Annotated in this window: 17 protein-coding genes; 9 read left to right on the plus strand and 8 right to left on the minus strand. The window is 71.2% G+C overall.

Going from position 1 to position 15631, the window contains the following annotated elements; genetic code table 11:
- The first annotated feature begins 47 nt into the window (after positions 1 to 47).
- Positions 48 to 224 carry a DUF397 domain-containing protein gene (locus tag AOM45_RS50410; protein WP_081902855.1) on the plus strand — a complete coding sequence of 59 codons (177 nt, stop codon included), beginning with the start codon at positions 48 to 50 and terminating at the stop codon, positions 222 to 224.
- On the opposite strand, the gene AOM45_RS48655 is transcribed toward AOM45_RS50410, so the two are convergent.
- From AOM45_RS48655 to acsA, 5 genes are read right to left on the minus strand one after another with little or no spacing between them, the layout of a single operon-like run.
- Positions 208 to 450: a phosphopantetheine-binding protein gene (locus AOM45_RS48655; RefSeq protein WP_030474224.1), complete on the minus strand. Its 243-nt coding sequence runs from the start codon at positions 448 to 450 to the stop codon at positions 208 to 210. The two genes, AOM45_RS50410 and AOM45_RS48655, sit on opposite strands and share 17 nt — an antisense overlap.
- On the minus strand, positions 447 to 1922 hold the full coding sequence (locus AOM45_RS48660) for a dihydrolipoamide acetyltransferase family protein (protein WP_030474223.1): 1476 nt from the start codon (positions 1920 to 1922) through the stop codon (positions 447 to 449). The genes AOM45_RS48655 and AOM45_RS48660 overlap by 4 nt, the downstream gene beginning before the upstream one ends.
- The gene (locus AOM45_RS48665) at positions 1915 to 2892 is read right to left on the minus strand and encodes an alpha-ketoacid dehydrogenase subunit beta (protein WP_030474222.1); all 978 of its coding nucleotides are present in this window, start codon (positions 2890 to 2892) and stop codon (positions 1915 to 1917) included. The genes AOM45_RS48660 and AOM45_RS48665 overlap by 8 nt, the downstream gene beginning before the upstream one ends.
- The gene (gene pdhA, locus AOM45_RS48670) at positions 2889 to 3842 is read right to left on the minus strand and encodes a pyruvate dehydrogenase (acetyl-transferring) E1 component subunit alpha (RefSeq protein WP_236704119.1); all 954 of its coding nucleotides are present in this window, start codon (positions 3840 to 3842) and stop codon (positions 2889 to 2891) included. The genes AOM45_RS48665 and pdhA overlap by 4 nt, the downstream gene beginning before the upstream one ends.
- A complete protein-coding gene (gene acsA, locus AOM45_RS48675) occupies positions 3839 to 5578 on the minus strand; it encodes an acetate--CoA ligase (protein ID WP_030474220.1) in 1740 nt (579 codons plus the stop codon). The genes pdhA and acsA overlap by 4 nt, the downstream gene beginning before the upstream one ends.
- A gap of 163 nt (positions 5579 to 5741) precedes the next feature.
- Here acsA and AOM45_RS51625 point away from each other — a divergent pair, with 163 nt between their 5' ends.
- On the plus strand, positions 5742 to 5903 hold the full coding sequence (locus AOM45_RS51625) for a hypothetical protein (RefSeq protein ID WP_156094500.1): 162 nt from the start codon (positions 5742 to 5744) through the stop codon (positions 5901 to 5903).
- Positions 5904 to 5906: 3 nt separating this feature from the next.
- Here the strand turns inward: AOM45_RS51625 and AOM45_RS51630 are convergent, their stop codons facing one another.
- Positions 5907 to 6044 (minus strand): hypothetical protein, encoded by a 138-nt coding sequence (locus tag AOM45_RS51630; protein ID WP_156094499.1) that lies wholly within the window; start codon positions 6042 to 6044, stop codon positions 5907 to 5909.
- A 26-nt stretch (positions 6045 to 6070) separates the two neighbouring features.
- Entirely contained in the window at positions 6071 to 8638 is a 2568-nt protein-coding gene (locus AOM45_RS48680) for a cation-translocating P-type ATPase (protein WP_030474219.1), read from the minus strand.
- A 151-nt stretch (positions 8639 to 8789) separates the two neighbouring features.
- On the opposite strand from AOM45_RS48680, the gene AOM45_RS48685 reads away from it, so the two are divergent.
- Positions 8790 to 9266, plus strand: a complete 477-nt coding sequence (locus AOM45_RS48685) for an adenosine-specific kinase (protein WP_030474218.1) — start codon at positions 8790 to 8792, stop codon at positions 9264 to 9266.
- A gap of 49 nt (positions 9267 to 9315) precedes the next feature.
- Here AOM45_RS48685 and AOM45_RS48690 read toward each other — a convergent pair whose 3' ends face one another.
- The gene (locus tag AOM45_RS48690; protein WP_030474217.1) at positions 9316 to 10230 is read right to left on the minus strand and encodes an MBL fold metallo-hydrolase; all 915 of its coding nucleotides are present in this window, start codon (positions 10228 to 10230) and stop codon (positions 9316 to 9318) included.
- Positions 10231 to 10325: 95 nt separating this feature from the next.
- Here AOM45_RS48690 and AOM45_RS48695 point away from each other — a divergent pair, with 95 nt between their 5' ends.
- From AOM45_RS48695 to hypE, 6 genes are all read left to right on the plus strand, one after another.
- On the plus strand, positions 10326 to 10751 hold the full coding sequence (locus tag AOM45_RS48695; protein WP_030474216.1) for a hypothetical protein: 426 nt from the start codon (positions 10326 to 10328) through the stop codon (positions 10749 to 10751).
- A 9-nt stretch (positions 10752 to 10760) separates the two neighbouring features.
- Positions 10761 to 10994, plus strand: coding sequence for a hypothetical protein (locus AOM45_RS48700; protein WP_156094497.1), 234 nt, complete (start codon positions 10761 to 10763; stop codon positions 10992 to 10994).
- 64 nt (positions 10995 to 11058) lie between these two features.
- Complete coding sequence (gene hypF, locus AOM45_RS48705; protein ID WP_201780215.1) at positions 11059 to 13251, plus strand: carbamoyltransferase HypF; 2193 nt, start codon at positions 11059 to 11061, stop codon at positions 13249 to 13251.
- Entirely contained in the window at positions 13251 to 13496 is a 246-nt protein-coding gene (locus tag AOM45_RS48710; protein WP_030474213.1) for a HypC/HybG/HupF family hydrogenase formation chaperone, read from the plus strand. Before hypF ends, AOM45_RS48710 begins: the two co-directional genes overlap by 1 nt.
- The gene (gene hypD, locus AOM45_RS48715; RefSeq protein WP_030474212.1) at positions 13493 to 14590 is read left to right on the plus strand and encodes a hydrogenase formation protein HypD; all 1098 of its coding nucleotides are present in this window, start codon (positions 13493 to 13495) and stop codon (positions 14588 to 14590) included. Before AOM45_RS48710 ends, hypD begins: the two co-directional genes overlap by 4 nt.
- Entirely contained in the window at positions 14587 to 15612 is a 1026-nt protein-coding gene (gene hypE / locus AOM45_RS48720; protein WP_030474211.1) for a hydrogenase expression/formation protein HypE, read from the plus strand. Before hypD ends, hypE begins: the two co-directional genes overlap by 4 nt.
- Positions 15613 to 15631: the final 19 nt, after the last annotated feature.

A 15631-nucleotide genomic window follows, 5' to 3' on the forward strand; every position in this document is an offset into this window, starting at 1 on the left:
CCGTAGGCGGCTGGCGGAGTACGTCAGCGGACTGCGGGAGGACTCCGATGACCCACGACCGGATCTGGCGTAAGAGCACGTTCAGCAGTGCCAACGGTTCAGGCGAATGCGTGGAGGTGTCACTCGCCCAGGACGCGCTGGTGAGGGACTCGAAGAACGCGGGCGGCGACGTGCTCGCGTTCTCGGCCCCTGCCTGGCGCGCGCTGGTCAGCTGGCTCGGCTGAGGAACGTCACTCCCGCCGCGAGCGTGGTGAGCCTGCGCTGGTCGTCCTCGGTGACCGGCAGGCCGCTGCGCCTGCTCAGCTCGGCCGCGTAGGCCTGGAAGTCGATGGAGTCGAGGTCGAGCTCCTCGCGCAGGTCCGCGTCGGCGGCGACGTCGCCGAGCTCCGCGTCCGGCGCGACGGTCAGCAGGGCGGCCTGGATCATGTCGCGGGCTTCGTCGGGTGTCATGGCTCCTCCGGTGTGGTCAGCAGTTTCTCGACGAACTCCAGGTAGCGGGCGCCGGTGTGCCCGTCGGTGGCGCGGTGGTCGGCCGACAGCGTCACGGTGACCACCGGACGCACGCCGAGCAGGCCGTCGACGGCCCAGGGGCGTTCGAGCACCTTGCCGACGCCGACGAGAGCGACCTGTGGTGGGTGGATCACGCCGAAGACCGACTCGACGCCCCGGTCGCCCAGGTTGGTGACCGTGATGGTTGCCTCGGTCAGCTCGCTGCCGCGCAGCCGTCCGCCGCGGGCGCGGGTGACGAGGTCGCGCACCCGGTCCATCATCTCGACCGGCCCGAGCGCCGTCGCGTCCACGATCACCGGGACGATCAGCCCGCCGCCGCGCAGCGAGACCGCCATCCCGAGCCGCACGCCCTCGCCGGGCTCGAACCCTTCGCTGTTCCAGAACCCGTTGAGCTGCGGCACCTTCTCCGCCGCACGTGCGCAGGCCCGCAGCACCAGGGCGACCGGGAGCACGCGGCGTTCCACCGGCAGGTCGCGGTTCAGCTCGGCCAGCCGCGCCATCGCGGTGGTCATGTCGATCGTGGTGCTCAGGTAGTAGTGCGGGATCTCGCGCTTCGACCGTGCCATCAGCCTCGCCGTGGCCTGCCGCGTGGCCGCGGTTCGGTCGACGACGGGCGCGGCCGGTTTCTCGACCCGCGGTGCGGGCTTCACCGCACGGACGTCGGCCGCGCGCACGGTGCCGTCGCGCGCCACGACCTGAGCGAGATCGACGCCGAGCTCCTTCGCGAGACGCCGGGCGTACGGCGACACTCTGGTGCGCACGGGCGACTCGGCCACCGCGCGCGGCCGGGCGGCCCGTTGCACGTCGGCACGGGTGATCGCGCCACCTCTGCCGGTGCCGCGGACTCCGGCCAGGTCTACGCCCAGCTCCGCGGCCTGCTTTCGCACCAGTGGCCCGACGACAGGAGGTCGCGACCTCGGGGGTGGCGCAGGTGCCGACGGCACGGCCGGAGCGGGTGCAGACGCCGCGGGTGCGGATGCGGGCGGTGCGGGTGAGGGCGGTGCGGATGCGGGCGGTGCGGGCGCGGGCGGTGCCGGTGCGGGCGCGGACGCCGCAGATGCGGACGGTGCGGCCGGAGCGGGCGCAGACGCCGAGAGTGCCGACGCCGCGGGTGCCGACGCCGCGGCCGGAGCGGGCGCCGACGGTTTCGCCGCCGCGGGCTTCGCTCTCGCGCCGTCCGCCGTCCCGATGGTGGCGAGCGGCGTGCCGACCGGTACCGCTTTGCCCGGCTGCACCAGGATGTCCTCGATCACGCCGCCCTCGAAGCACTCGACGTCGACCGCGGCCTTCGCGGTGTCCACGACCGCGACGACGTCACCTCGCGCCACGGTGTCCCCCGGCTTCACCAGCCACTCGATCACCGTGCCCTCGTCCATGTCGGCGCCGAGCGAGGGCATCCTGAACTCAGCCACCGCGCACCACCTCGCGGGCCGCGGCGGCGATCGACGCCGGTTGTGGCAGCGCCGCCTCCTCCAGGTGCTTCGCGTACGGGATCGGCACCTCCGCGCTGCACACCCGCCGGACCGGCGCGTCGAGCTCGTACAGCGCCTCCTCGGCGATGCGTGCGGCGATCTCGGCCGACAGGCTGCCGCTGCGCCAGCCCTCGTCCACGACCACCGCGCGATGCGTGCGCCGCACGGACTCCAGGAACGTGTCCGCGTCCAGCGGCCGCAGCGTGCGCAGGTCGATCACCTCGGCGTCGATGCCGTCCGCCGCGAGCTCGTCGGCCGCGGTCAGCGTCTTGGCGAGGCTGCCGCCGTAGGTGATGAGCGTGACGTCCGTGCCCGGCCTGCGCACCGCGGCACGGGTGAGGTCCACCGGGCCGGCGTCGTCGGCCAGCTCGCCGGAGAGGTTGTAGAGGGCGTTGTGCTCGAAGATCAGCACCGGGTCGGGGTCGCACAGCGCCGGCCACAGCATGCCGCGCGCGTCCTCGAGCGTCGCGGGTGCGAGCACCCGCAGGCCGGGGATGTGCGCGTACCAGCCTTCGAGGCTGTGAGAGTGCTGCGCGGCGAGCTGCCGTCCGGCGCCCGTGGTCATCCTGATCACGACGGGCACGGGGAACTGGCCGCCCGACATGTGCAGCAACGTGGCGGCGTTGTTGAGGATCTGGTCGAGCGCGAGCAGGCTGAAGTTGACCGTCATGACCTCGACGATCGGGCGCATCCCGTTGAGCGCCGCGCCGATGCCCGCGCCGACGAACGCCGACTCCGACAGAGGGGTGTCGCGGATCCGTTCCGGGCCGAACTCCTCCAGCAGACCGAGGCTGACGGCGTAGCAGCCGCCGTAGCTGCCGACGTCCTCGCCCATCAGGAACACGCGGTCGTCGCGGTTCATCGCGTCGCGGATCGCCTCCCGGAGGGCTTCGCGGTAGGTGGTCTTCACGGGCTCACCTCCGAGGTGACGAACCGGGTGAGGTCGGTGACCGGCTCGAGGTCGGCGGTCTCGGCGGTGGCCACGGCGTGGTCGATCTCCACCGACACCTCTGCCTCGATGGCCCCCAGTTCGTCGTCGGTGAACTCCGGCCGCATCACCTCGACGAGCCGGTCGATCGGGTCGAGGTGGCGCCACTGGGTCACTTCCGCCTTCTCCCGGTAACGCTCCGGGTCGTACATCGAGTGCGCGCGGAACCGGTACGTCCGCAGCTCCAGCAGGCACGGCCCGCCGCCCGCCCGGATCGACTCGGTGGCCCGACGGGCCGACTCCTTGACGGCGAGCACGTCCATGCCGTCCACCGACCAGGCCGCCAGTCCGTACGACGAGGCGCGCAGCGCGAGGTCACCGGCGGCGTGCTCCTTCGCGAACGCCGTGCCCATCGCGTACATGTTGTTCTCACAGCAGAACAACACCGGCAGCCGCCACAGCGCGGCGAGGTTCAGCACCTCGTGGAACTCGCCCTCGGCCGCAGCTCCCTCGCCGAAGAAGCACGCGACGACCCTGGGCTCGCCCCGCATCACGTGCGCCAGCGCGAGGCCGGCGGCCACGGGCAGTCCCCCGCCGACGATGGCGTTGCCGCCGAAGAACCGGTGGCTCGCGTCGAACAGGTGCATCGACCCGCCCCTGCCCCGGCTGCACCCGGTCACCTTGCCGAACATCTCGGCCATCACGGCGTCCATCGGCACGCCGCGGGCGAGCGCGTGCCCGTGGTCGCGGTAGGTGGACACGACCGCGTCCTGCGGGTCCAGTTCGGACACCACCCCGGCGGCGACCGCCTCCTCGCCCACGTACAGGTGCAGGAAACCGCGGATCTGTGCCGAGCTGTACAGCTCGGCACACCGCTCCTCGAACCGGCGGATGCGCACCATCTCGCGCAACAGGTCCAGGTGTTCTTTCACCGTCCCACCTCCAGTGTGGACGTGTCGCCTTCCGGCAGTCCCAGCTCGCGCGCCTTCAGCAGCCGGCGCATCACCTTTCCGCTGCGGGTGTGCGGCAGGTGCTGGTCGAACGCGATCTCCTTGGGTGCCACCGCACCCAGCCGCCTGCGACCGAACGCGATCAGCTCGGTGCGCAGCTCGTCGGTCGGTTCGTGGCCGGGGCGCAGAGTCACGAACGCCTTCACGACCTCGCCGACGACCGGGTCCGGTTTGCCGATCACACCGGCCTCGGCGACGGCCGCGTGTTCCATCAGCGCGCTCTCGACCTCGAACGGCCCGACCAGGTGGCCGGCGGACTTGATCACGTCGTCGGCCCGTCCGACGAACCAGTAGTAACCGTCGGGGTCGCGCCGGGCCAGGTCACCGGTGAGGTACCAGCCGTTCAGGAAGGACTTCGCGTAGCGCGCGTCGTCGTGCAGATAACCGCGGAACATCGACGGCCAGCCCGGCCGCAGCGCCAGCTCGCCGACCGCTTCCGGGTCGGTCACCTCCACGACGCGTTCGCCGTCGCCCGTCACGATCCCGGCCTCGACACCGGGCATCGGCAGTCCCATGGAACCCGGCCGGATGTCCTCCGCCGCGTAGTTGCTGATCATGATCGCGCCGGTCTCCGTCTGCCACCAGTTGTCGTGCACCGGCAGACCGAGCGCTTCCTGGCCCCACACCACGACTTCCGGGTTCAGCGGCTCACCGACGCTCGCGACGAACCGCAACGCCGAGAGGTCGTACCGCTTGGCCAGTTCGGCACCGGAGCGCATCAGCATGCGCAGCGCGGTCGGAGCGGTGTACCAGACCGTGACGTGTTCGTCCTGCAGCACCTCGTACCAGCCGTGCGCGTCGAAGTCCGACGCGTCCACGATCATCGTCACGCCGTGGGTGAGCGGGGCGATGATGCCGTAGGACGTTCCGGTCACCCAGCCTGGATCTGCCGTGCACCAGTACACGTCGTCGGTGTGCAGGTCGAGTGCGTACGCGGCGGTGACGTGATGTGCCAGCACGGCGCCGTGCACGTGCACCGCGCCTTTGGGCTTTCCGGTGGTGCCGCTGGTGAAGTGCAGCAGCGCCATGTCGTCCGGTGACGTCGGCGGGATGGTGAACTCGTCGCTCGCCAGCGCCATCTCCGCGGCGAACGACCGCGTACCGGGAGGCGGGTCACCGATCACCAGCACGTGTTCCAGGGCGGGCAACGACTCCCGCAGCTGCTCGACCCGCTTGCGGTACAGCTGCGGCGTGGTCACCAGCACCCGCACGTCGCCCAGACGCAGGCGTTCCCGCACGGGCTCCGGTCCGAACGCCGAGAACAGCGGCGCGTACACGCTCGTGTTCTTCACCGTGCCGATGGCGGTGACGTACAGCTCCGGCACCCGGCCGAGCAACGTCGCCACGCGATCGCCCTTGCCGATGCCGAGGCGCCGCAGCACGTTCGCGAACCTGTTGGTGGCACGACGGAGGTCGTCGTAGGTCAGCTCGGTGGCGTGCCCGCCGCGATCGCGGCAACGCATCGCGACCTTGTCGCGCAACGGACCGGCGGCGTGCCGGTCCACCGCCTCGTACGCGATGTTGAGCCCGCCGCCCGGCAACCCGGCGAGCTGCCGCCGGGCGCTGTCCCAGCTGAACTCCGCACGCGCCCGCGGGTAGTCGGCCAGGTTCGGCCTGACCGCCCCGGTGTGACGTTTCCTGATCGGCTCCCAACCCATGACTCAAGGCTGGAACGGCGGGGGCACGCGCAGCAGGGACGAAGGTCCCCGGTGTGAGCGCCGTTGGCATGCGTTCGATCCAGGCGCGCGTCCCCCGGGCTCGCGTCGGTTCTGGTGCGCGAGGGGATTTGGCCCCTGTCTCCGACCCGTTCCCACGAGCTGAGTGTGTTCGGTCCACGGCTCGACGTTCGCCGTCGCCGACGAGATCGTCCCGACGCTCGAGCAGTTCAGCTCAGTGCGGTGGGTGAAGATCCACGACCCGCAGGGGCGCACCGAACAGCCCACCGGGCAGAGCGACTCGATCCCGGAGTGCCTGGAGCCCTGAGCCTCACTCCAGGCGCCCGCTCAGCGGTTCGTCCTCCTCGCCGGCGCCGGGCCATCCGGTCTGGGCGGGGATCTCACCGGGGCTCGACCAGCTGGTGTCGAGCTCCTCTGCGAGCGCGTCGAAGATCGGTGTACCCGTCATGCCAGCCACCATGTGGCATGCCGTCGTCACGACGTAAGGGGCCGTTCTGGCCGTGTGAAGCGCAGTTTACGGACGAGAAACGCCTTTGCGACAGCATCGGCCACCACTACGACCGGCACCGCCGCCAGCGCCAGTCCCCACCCGAGGGCTGACGGCGCGGTCCCGCCGAGCAGGTGCGGAAGTGGTGGCACGAAGAGGAAGACCGCCAGCACGGCGAGCTCGAACACCACCGCCCACAGCAGCAACCTGTTGCCGCGCAACCCGACGCGCGGTACTGACCGGGTCGCGCTGCGGCACGCGTAGGCGTTCGCGAGCTGGCCGAGGACGATCGCGGCGAACGCGGTGCCGGACGCGGTCGCGAGCAACGCCGCGTCCGGTGTGGCGCCGACGTGCCAGCCGCCGGCCAGCAGCACCACGAGGAACGCGAGCATCGACATCACCGCCTCGGCCGGACCGAGCACGAGGAACACCCGGCGCAGCACTCCTCCGTCGATGAGCGACCCGGTGTGCAGGCGTCCGCGCATGGTGCGCTTGTTCGGCGGCTCCGCGCCCAGCGCGAGCGCGGGCAGCAGGTCGGTGCCGATGTCCAGCGCCAGCACCTGCAGAACGGTGATCGCGAGCGGGATCGAGCCGCCGGACAACGCCCACACCACGAACGGCGTGAGCTCGGCGACGTTGTCGGTGAGGTGGTAGGTCAGGAAGCGGCGGATGTTCGCGAACGTCGCACGGCCCAGCTCGACCGCGGCGACGATGGTGCCGAAGTGGTCGTCGAGGAGCACGAGGTCAGCGGCCTCGCGGGCCACGTCGGTGCCGGAAGCTCCCATCGCGACGCCGATGTCGGCCGCGCGCAACGCCGGGCCGTCGTTGACGCCGTCGCCCGTCATCGCGACCACGTGTCCTCTACGCTGCAACGCCGTGGCGATCCGGAGCTTGTCCTCCGGCGTGACGCGGGCGACCACGACGCCGTCCCTGTCGAGCAACGAGCCCAGCTCGTCCTGCTCGGCCGGCAGATCCTTGCCCTCCAGCACGAGACCGTCGGAACCCAGCAGACCGGTCTGCTCGGCGATGGCCCTCGCGGTGGCCGGGTGGTCACCGGTGATCATGGCGATGCGAATGCCCGCGGACCGGCACGACGCGATCGCGTCCGCCACGTCGTCGCGGGGAGGGTCCTGCAAACCCACCAGGCCGAGCAGTTCGAGGTCCCGTTCGGCTTCCTGCCAGGTCTGCCCGCCGCCTGCCCTGCGCGCCACCGCCAGCACCCGCAGCCCGCGCTGAGCCAGACCTGCCAGCGCCTCCTCGGCACCGGGCACGATCCCGCACAATGGAAGAACCGAGTCTGGTGCGCCGGTCACGTGCACGCCGTCGGAGTCCACAACGGACGATCGACGCCGCCTGGGGTCGAACGGAAACCGCACGGCGTCCTGCGAGGGTCCGTCGACGCCGAGACGTGCGGCGAGGACGTGCAGTGCGACCTCCATCGGGTCGCCGACGGGGAGCCACCTGTCGTCGTGGTGGCGTGCGTGGGCAGCAGGTGAACAACGCTTGGCGGTCGATGCCAGCGCGCGTACCTGTTCGACCGCCTCGGCACCACCGTTCACCGTGCCGGTCGGCTCGTACCCGTTGCCGTGCACGGTCACTTCGCCACGAGGCGTCCACACGCGCACGACCGACATCTCGTTGCGGGTCAACGTGCCGGTCTTGTCCGTGCAGATGAACGTCGTGGCGCCGAGCGTCTCCACCGCGTCGAGCCTGCGCACCAACGCCTTCCTGGCCGCCATGCTCTGCGCCGCCCGTGCCAGCGACAGCGTGACCGTCGGCAGCAGCCCTTCCGGCACGAGCGCGACCGTGACGCCGATCGCGAACAGGAAACCCTCAGCGATCGGCAGTCCCAGCAGCAACGCGGCACCGAAGAAAGCAGCACCCACGACGACCGCCATCACGGCGACCACCATCACGACCCTGTGCAGCTGCCCGGCGAGCGGACTGCGCGGCGGTTTCGCCTCCTGGGTCAGCGCGGCGATGCCCGCGAGCTTCGTGTGCGTGCCCGTCGCCACCACCAGCACCGACGCTTCGCCCTCGGCGACATAGGTGCCCGCGTAGACGTGTTGTCCCGCCTCAGGCCTGGCCGGAACGCTCTCGCCGGTCAACATCGACTCGTCGACGGCGAGCCCCGCCTCGGTCAGCACCTCGCCATCGGCGCAGACGCGCGCACCGGCCTCCAGCACCAGCTCGTCACCGACGACGAGGCCGGAAGCGTCGACCTGCTGGAGGTGACCGTCCCTGCGCACCGTGGCGCGCACCGGCATCAGGTCGCGCAACCGCTGCGCCGCGCGGTCGGCCCGGTACTCCTGAGCGAACGCGAAGACACCGTTCAGCACGACCACGACGACGATGGCCACCGCCAGCGCGGGCATTCCCGCGATCAGCGCGAGCACGGCCGCCACCCACAGCATCAGCGCGAAGAAGTGGACCAGCTGCTCCACCAACAGCAGCAACGGATGCCGCCGTCGCGCGACCGGCAGCGCGTTGGGCCCGTCGTCGTGCAGTCTCCTCGCCGCCTCGGCAGAGGACAGTCCCGTTGTCGCAACAGTCATGACTGCATCTCACCGGGACCGGCCCGGGACACCCAGGGCGTGACGTCCCACCGGATCGGGGACGATGTACCTCTGGCGCCAGCCGCGAGGGATCGATTCTGAGGACCTTGGCCACTGAACCGGACGATCGAGGACGGACCAGACTCGGATCATGTCCATCATCGCGGTCAGGATCGAGAAGCCCGACGACCTCAACGTCATCATCGGGCAGGCGCACTTCATCAAGTCAGTCGACGACCTGCACAACGCTCTCGCCGGCGCGAGCCCCCACCTCCGGTTCGGACTGGCGTTCTGCGAGGCCTCCGGGCCTCGGCTCGTCCGCCACTCCGGCAACGACCAGGACCTCGTCGAGCTCGCGATCAAGAACGCCAACGCCGTCGGAGCCGGTCACTCGTTCATCGTGTTCCTGCGCGAGGGCTACCCGGTCAACGTGCTCAACGCCATCAAGCAGGTGCCCGAGGTGTGCACGATCTTCTGCGCCACCGCCAACCCCGTGGACCTGCTCCTCGCGGGCACCGCGCAGGGCCGGGGCATCATCGGCGTGGTCGACGGCGGCGGACCGCTCGGCGTCGAGACGGCCGACGACCAGGCCTCGCGCGCCGACCTGCTGCATCGGATCGGCTACTAGGGCCTGTGTCGACGTCCGGTTCGATGAGAGCCGGACGTCGACACAGACCCTAGACCTGATCCGGATGTGCGAACGGGTCGGAGGGCTGCCACGCCACCGGGAGCACCACCTCCACACCGTCTCGTGCCCCGAGCACCGACAGCCGGCGCATCGTGACGTCGAGGTCGTCGGCCGGGCGGGGCAACGGACGCAGCGGCCTGTCCAGGGAGACGAAGAAGTCGTCCCAGTGCACCGGCACCACGCGGCGGGCCCCGGTCACGCCCACGACCTCGGCCCAGTACTCCTCGACGTACCGGGCAGGCTGCCGGCCCAGCGTGCCGACGCCCAGGTACACCACGTCCGCACGTCTGCCGTGCAGCGCGCCAGGCCGGAACCCGGCACTCGCGTGCACCAGAACCGTCCCGCTCGGGTGCGACACGAAGACCGCGTAGACGACGCCCGTGCGCCACTCCCGGCTCCTGCGGGGCGGCACCAGCGCGGCACCCACCTCGCCGGGATACCGATCGCCTGGACTGTGCCGGGACTCGACGAACGCCAGCTCGAACCGGCCGCAGCCGAGAACGTCGCCGTCCCCGACGACCCGCAGCCTCCGCTCGGGCACACCGAGCCCGCGGCCGATGTTCGCGGTGGACTCCGACCCGACGAGGTCCGCTCCGGTCAGCGAGGCCCACACCGGCGCGTCCAGCGCGTGGTCGTAGTGGGAGTGCGCGCAGACAACCGCGCCGATGGGCGGCCTGCCGAGCTGCTCGAACGCGGCGCCGACCACGCGCGGGTCCGGAGCGATCCTGCCGAACGCGACCCGTGCCAGACCCGGCCGCGTGACGAAGCCGTCGGTGAGCACCGCGGTGTGCCCGTCACTCAGCAACACCGAGCTCGTGCCCAGGAACCACGCGGTCACGTCACCGGTCCCGGCCGGCTGCACCGGGTAGCGCCCGAGATCCGGACGGCTCAACCACCACCTCACCGGCGAATCATCCCCGACCGGACGACCAAAGGCCCGCTGCGGGGCGGGACCCAGGGCCCTGTCCCCGCGCCACCGCCGACTCGACGCTGGAGGGCATGGACACCAACAGCTACATCGCGTTCCTGGTCATCAGCGCGCTGCTGGTGGTGATCGACGCTGTGGTCGTCACGGTCAGCGGCCGCAAGTACCTCAGCGACGACGACCATCCCGGCAGAAGCGCGGCGGCCAGCTGGCTCACCACCACGTTGTTCTCGCTGATCGTGCTGGGGCTCGTCGCACTGATCTCCACCGTCGACCTGCCGGTGGAGGGCTCGTTGCAGAAGCTCGTGACGAAGCTCGGCCTGGTGCTGCTCCTGCTGGCCGTGGCCCACGCGATCACCATGGCGGTCCTGACCCGTTACCGGGGAGAGGAACGCCAGGAGCACCTCGCCGAGGAGTTCGCGGAGCAGAGCCGGGAGCACGCGATGAAGCCCAGGGTGTCGCGATCGATCGAGCGCGACGAACCGTACTCGACGACGTAGGCGGGCGTGATGATCTCCCGAACACGCCGATCGGCCGCGGTGGGACTGCTGACCGTCCTGCTGTGTTTCGGCACGTCCGCCGGGCCGGTGCAGGCCGATGACCAGACACCGGTCCATTCCGTGGTCGCACCGGCGGACGTCCCGCGGCCCGCGTTGAGCGGCCTGCTCACGCTGCTCATCGGCGCCGGCCTGGCGCTGGTCGCACGGCGCGACCCCAACGGTCCCGGCTCGGGCAGGACCTAGGCCCCTCACGACGGGACGGCGGCGATGCGACGTTCGTGGGACAGCACACCGTCGAGGGAGAGCCGTGATCACGACCGAGCGCATCGAGGTGCACGGCGCCGTGCAGGGTGTCGGGTTCCGGCCGCACGTCCTGCGGCTCGCGACCGAACTCGGCGTCCGAGGGGACGTGCGCAACGTCGGCGGGCACGTCGTGATCACCGCGTGCGGGTCACCGGACACGCTCAGCGCGTTCCGGCGGGCCCTGCACGAGCGGGCGCCGCGCCACGCCCGGATCGACGACATCACCGTCAGCCCGCACGAGAACGTCGGGCACGCCGGGTTCGTCGTGCTGGGCAGCGGGTTCGCGGCCGGTCCGCGCTCGATCGTCCCCGACCTCGCGACCTGTGACACCTGCGTGGCGGAGCTGTTCGACCCCGGTGACCGGCGCTACCGGTACCCGTTCATCAACTGCACCGACTGCGGGCCGCGCGCGACGATCGTGGAGTCGTTGCCCTACGACCGGTCACGCACGTCGATGAGCGGTTTTCCCCTGTGCGCCTCGTGTTCGGCCGAGTACCACGATCCGGCCGACCGCCGCTTCCACGCGGAGCCGGTGGCCTGTCCGGACTGCGGGCCCCGGCTGCGGTGGGGGAAGGTCCTGGGCGGCGAAGCCCTGCACGCGGCGACCAGGGTGATCGCGGGCGGCGGGATCGTCGCGGTCAAGGGTCTCGGGGGCTACCAGCTGATCTGTGATGCCGCGGACTCCGACGCGGTCGCCCGGTTGCGCAAGCTCAAGCTCCGCCCGCGCAAGCCGTTGGCGGTGATGGTGCGCGGCGTCGCGGAAGCCCGTCTGTTCTCCGACGTGGACGACGAGGCGGCCGAGCTCCTGACGTCTCCCGCCGCCCCGATCGTCGTGTCGCCGTCGCGCGTCGGCGGTCTGGACGTCGGGCTCTTCCTCCCGTACAGCCCGTTGCACCACCTCCTGCTGCACGATCTCGCCCGTCCTCTCGTGGTGACCAGCGGCAACCGGTCCGGTGAGCCGATCGCGATCTGCGACGAGGAAGCGGAGGCGAAGCTCGGACCGGTGGTGGACGGCGTGCTGGCGCACAACAGGCCGATCCTCGCGCGCTACGACGATTCGGTGGTGCGCGCCGGGCGGATGGTGCGCAGGGCACGCGGGTTCGCCCCGGCCCCCTTGTCGTTGCCGGTGCCGTCACCGGCCCCGGTGCTGGCGCTGGGCGCACAGCTCAAGCACACCACGGCACTCGCGGTCGGCGACCGCGCGCTCGTCGGTCCGCACACCGGTGACCTCGAGAACGCACAGACCTTCGCGGCGTTCGAGCGCACGGTGGAGACCTTGTGCCGGTGGCAGGGCACCACGCCGGAGTACTGCGCGCACGACCTGCACCCCCGCTACCTGTCGACGCGGTACGCCGAGCGGTGGTCGCGCGAGCGCCGGATCCCGGTCCAGCACCACCACGCCCACGTCGCGGCGACCGCGGCGGAACACGGCGTCAGAGGCCAGTTCATCGGTGTCGCGTACGACGGTCTCGGGCTGGGCGACGACGGCACGTTGTGGGGTGGCGAGATCTTCCTGGCCACGTACCGGGACTACCGGCGGGTCGGCCGGTTCGGCCGCGCTCCGCTGCCCGGTGGTGAAGTCGCGGTGCGACGGCCCTCCCGCATGGCTCTCGGCTACCTGTACGGGGCCGAGGACTTCGGTGCACCGTCCATTCCGGACATCGGGAGGACGGCGGAAGCCGGTCTCGTGCGGAAGATGGTCGAGCGGCAGGTCAACAGCCCGCTCGCGTCCAGCGCGGGCAGGCTGTTCGACGCGGCCGCCGCGCTGCTCGGCCTGTGCGAGGACAACACCTACGAAGGCGAAGCGGCCGTTCTCCTGGAAGCCTCGGCCGGCGGCCACACCGGGCCGTCCTTCGAGTGGAAGCTCCACCAGCGGGACGGGATGTGGGTGTACGACCCCGTGCCGACCCTGCGCGACCTGGTCACGTGCGGTGACCCGGTCGGCGTGGCGGCGGCACGGTTCCACACCACGATCTGCGAGGTGACGGCGGCACTGGTGCGCGAGGTCGCGGGCGAGGTGCGGACCGTGTGCCTGGGCGGCGGGGTGTTCCAGAACCGCAGGCTCGTCGAGGCCGTGACCCGCGAGCTGGGCGGTTTCCGGGTGCTCGTCGGCGAGCGCGTGCCGGTCAACGACGGCGGGATCAGCTACGGACAGGCCGCCGTGGCGGCGGCCGTGCTGGCGGGAGGGGACTGCTGATGTGCCTGGGGATTCCGGGACGGATCGTGACGCTGGACGACGCCGAGCCCCGCTCGGGAACCGTCGACTTCGACGGGCTGCGCCGACCGGTCTGCCTCGCCTACACGCCGGAGGCCGAAGTCGGTGACTACGTGATCGTGCACGTCGGTTTCGCGATCACGCTCGTCGACGAGGAGGAAGCCGCCAGGACCCTCGCGGTGCTGCGCGCGATGCCGGACGCGATCGAGACGGAGCTCGGACCGTGAAGCATCTGCAGGAGTACCGCGATCCCGAGCTCGCCCGGCGTCTGCTGGCCGAGCTGCGAAGCACCGCGACCGCACCGTGGACGATCATGGAGGTCTGCGGCGGCCAGACGCACACGATCGTGCGGCAGGGCATCGACGAGCTGCTGCCAGCCGGCATCCGGATGATCCACGGCCCCGGCTGCCCGGTGTGCGTGACACCGCTGGAGGTCATCGACAGGGCGCTCGCGATCGCCGCCAGGCCGGACGTGATCTTCACGAGCTACGGCGACATGCTGCGAGTGCCCGGCACGTCCGGCGACCTGCTCTCGCTCAAGGCCCGCGGCGCGGACGTGCGGGTCGTCTACACGCCGCTCGACGCCGTCCGCGTCGCCCAGGACAACCCCGGCCGCGAAGTCGTGTTCCTGGCGGTCGGTTTCGAGACGACCGCGCCCGCCAACGCGATGGCCGTGCTGCACGCCGCGTCGACCGGCATCCCGAACTTCAGCGTGCTGGTGAGCCACGTGCTGGTACCTCCCGCGATCACCGCGCTGATGGACGACCCGGACACGCAGGTGCAGGCCTTTCTCGCTGCCGGTCACGTGTGCGCGGTCATGGGGTGGACCGAGTACGAGCCGATCGCCGAGAAGTACGGCGTTCCGGTCGTGGTGACCGGGTTCGAACCGCTCGACCTGCTCGAAGGCATCCTGATGGCGGTGCGGCAGCTCGAACAGGGCCGTGCGGAGGTCGAGAACCAGTACGCCCGCGCCGTGCGCCGGACCGGCAACACCGCCGCACAGGACGCGATGCGGCGCGTGTTCCGGGTGACCGACCGGACGTGGCGCGGCATCGGCCCGATCAAGGCCAGCGGTCTCGCCCTCAGCCCCGAGTTCGCCAGCTACGACGCCGAAACCAGGTTCGCCGTCGGTGATCTCGTGACACGCGAGTCGCCCGACTGCATCGCCGGTGACATCCTGCGCGGCACCCGCGTGCCGACCGACTGCGCCGCCTACGGGCGCACCTGCACCCCCAGAAACCCGTTGGGCGCACCGATGGTGTCCAGCGAAGGCACCTGCGCGGCGTTCTTCAACGCCGGTCGAACCCTGGAGCACCGATGACACTCTCCTGCCCCGTCCCGCGCGTGGAGACCGAACGCGTCCTGCTCGGGCACGGCTCCGGCGGCCAGCTCATGGCCGAGCTGCTCGCCGAGGTCATCACGCCGGAGCTGGGCCTCGCCGGACCGCTCGAGGACGCCGCGCTGATCGGGCTGGACCAGGTGTTCAGCACCGACAGCTACGTCGTGACACCGAGGTTCTTCCCCGGCGGTGACATCGGTTCGCTGGCCGTGCACGGCACCGTGAACGACCTGGCCATGCGCGGCGCTCGCCCGATCGCGCTCAGCCTCGCGTACATCATCGAGGAGGGCCTGCCGATCTCCGAGCTGCGCGACATCACGCACTCCGCCGCGGCCGCCGCCCGTGCCGTGGGCGTTCCGATCGTCACCGGCGACACGAAGGTGGTCGGACGAGGCGCCGCCGACGGCCTCTACATCACCACGACCGGGGTCGGCGTGCGGTTGCGCGACGCGTGGCCGTCGGCCGCGAGTGCCGCAGTCGGCGACATCGTGCTCGTGTCGGGCCCGATCGGCCGGCACGGCGTCTCGATCCTCAGCTCCCGCGAAGGCCTCGGATTCGAAGCCGACATCTCCTCCGACAGCCAGCCGCTCCACGAGCTCGTCGCCGCGATGATCGCGGCGGGCGGCGCGGACGTGCACGCGCTGCGAGACCCCACGCGTGGAGGGCTCGCGGGCTCGCTCAACGAGATCGCCGCGGCGTCCGAGGTGTGCGTGGAGATCGTCGAGTCCGCCGTACCCGTGCCGGCACCCGTCGCCGCCGCGTGCGACCTGCTCGGGCTCGATCCGTTCCACGTGGCCAACGAGGGATGTCTGGTGGCGTTCGTGGCGCCCGCTTCGGTCGACGCCGTGGTGGCAGCGATGCGCGACCTGCCGGAGGGGGCCGAAACCACGATCATCGGCGAGGTCACGCAGGGCGCACCTGGTCGCGTACTGGCTCACACCCTGGTCGGCTCGTCCCGCGTGGTCGACGTGCTGGTCGGCGAGCAACTCCCCCGCATCTGCTGACGATGAAGGGCTCCTTCAT

The sequence above is a fragment of the Lentzea aerocolonigenes genome (assembly GCF_000974445.1).
In the GTDB taxonomy this organism is placed as follows: Bacteria; Actinomycetota; Actinomycetes; order Mycobacteriales; family Pseudonocardiaceae; genus Lentzea; species Lentzea aerocolonigenes.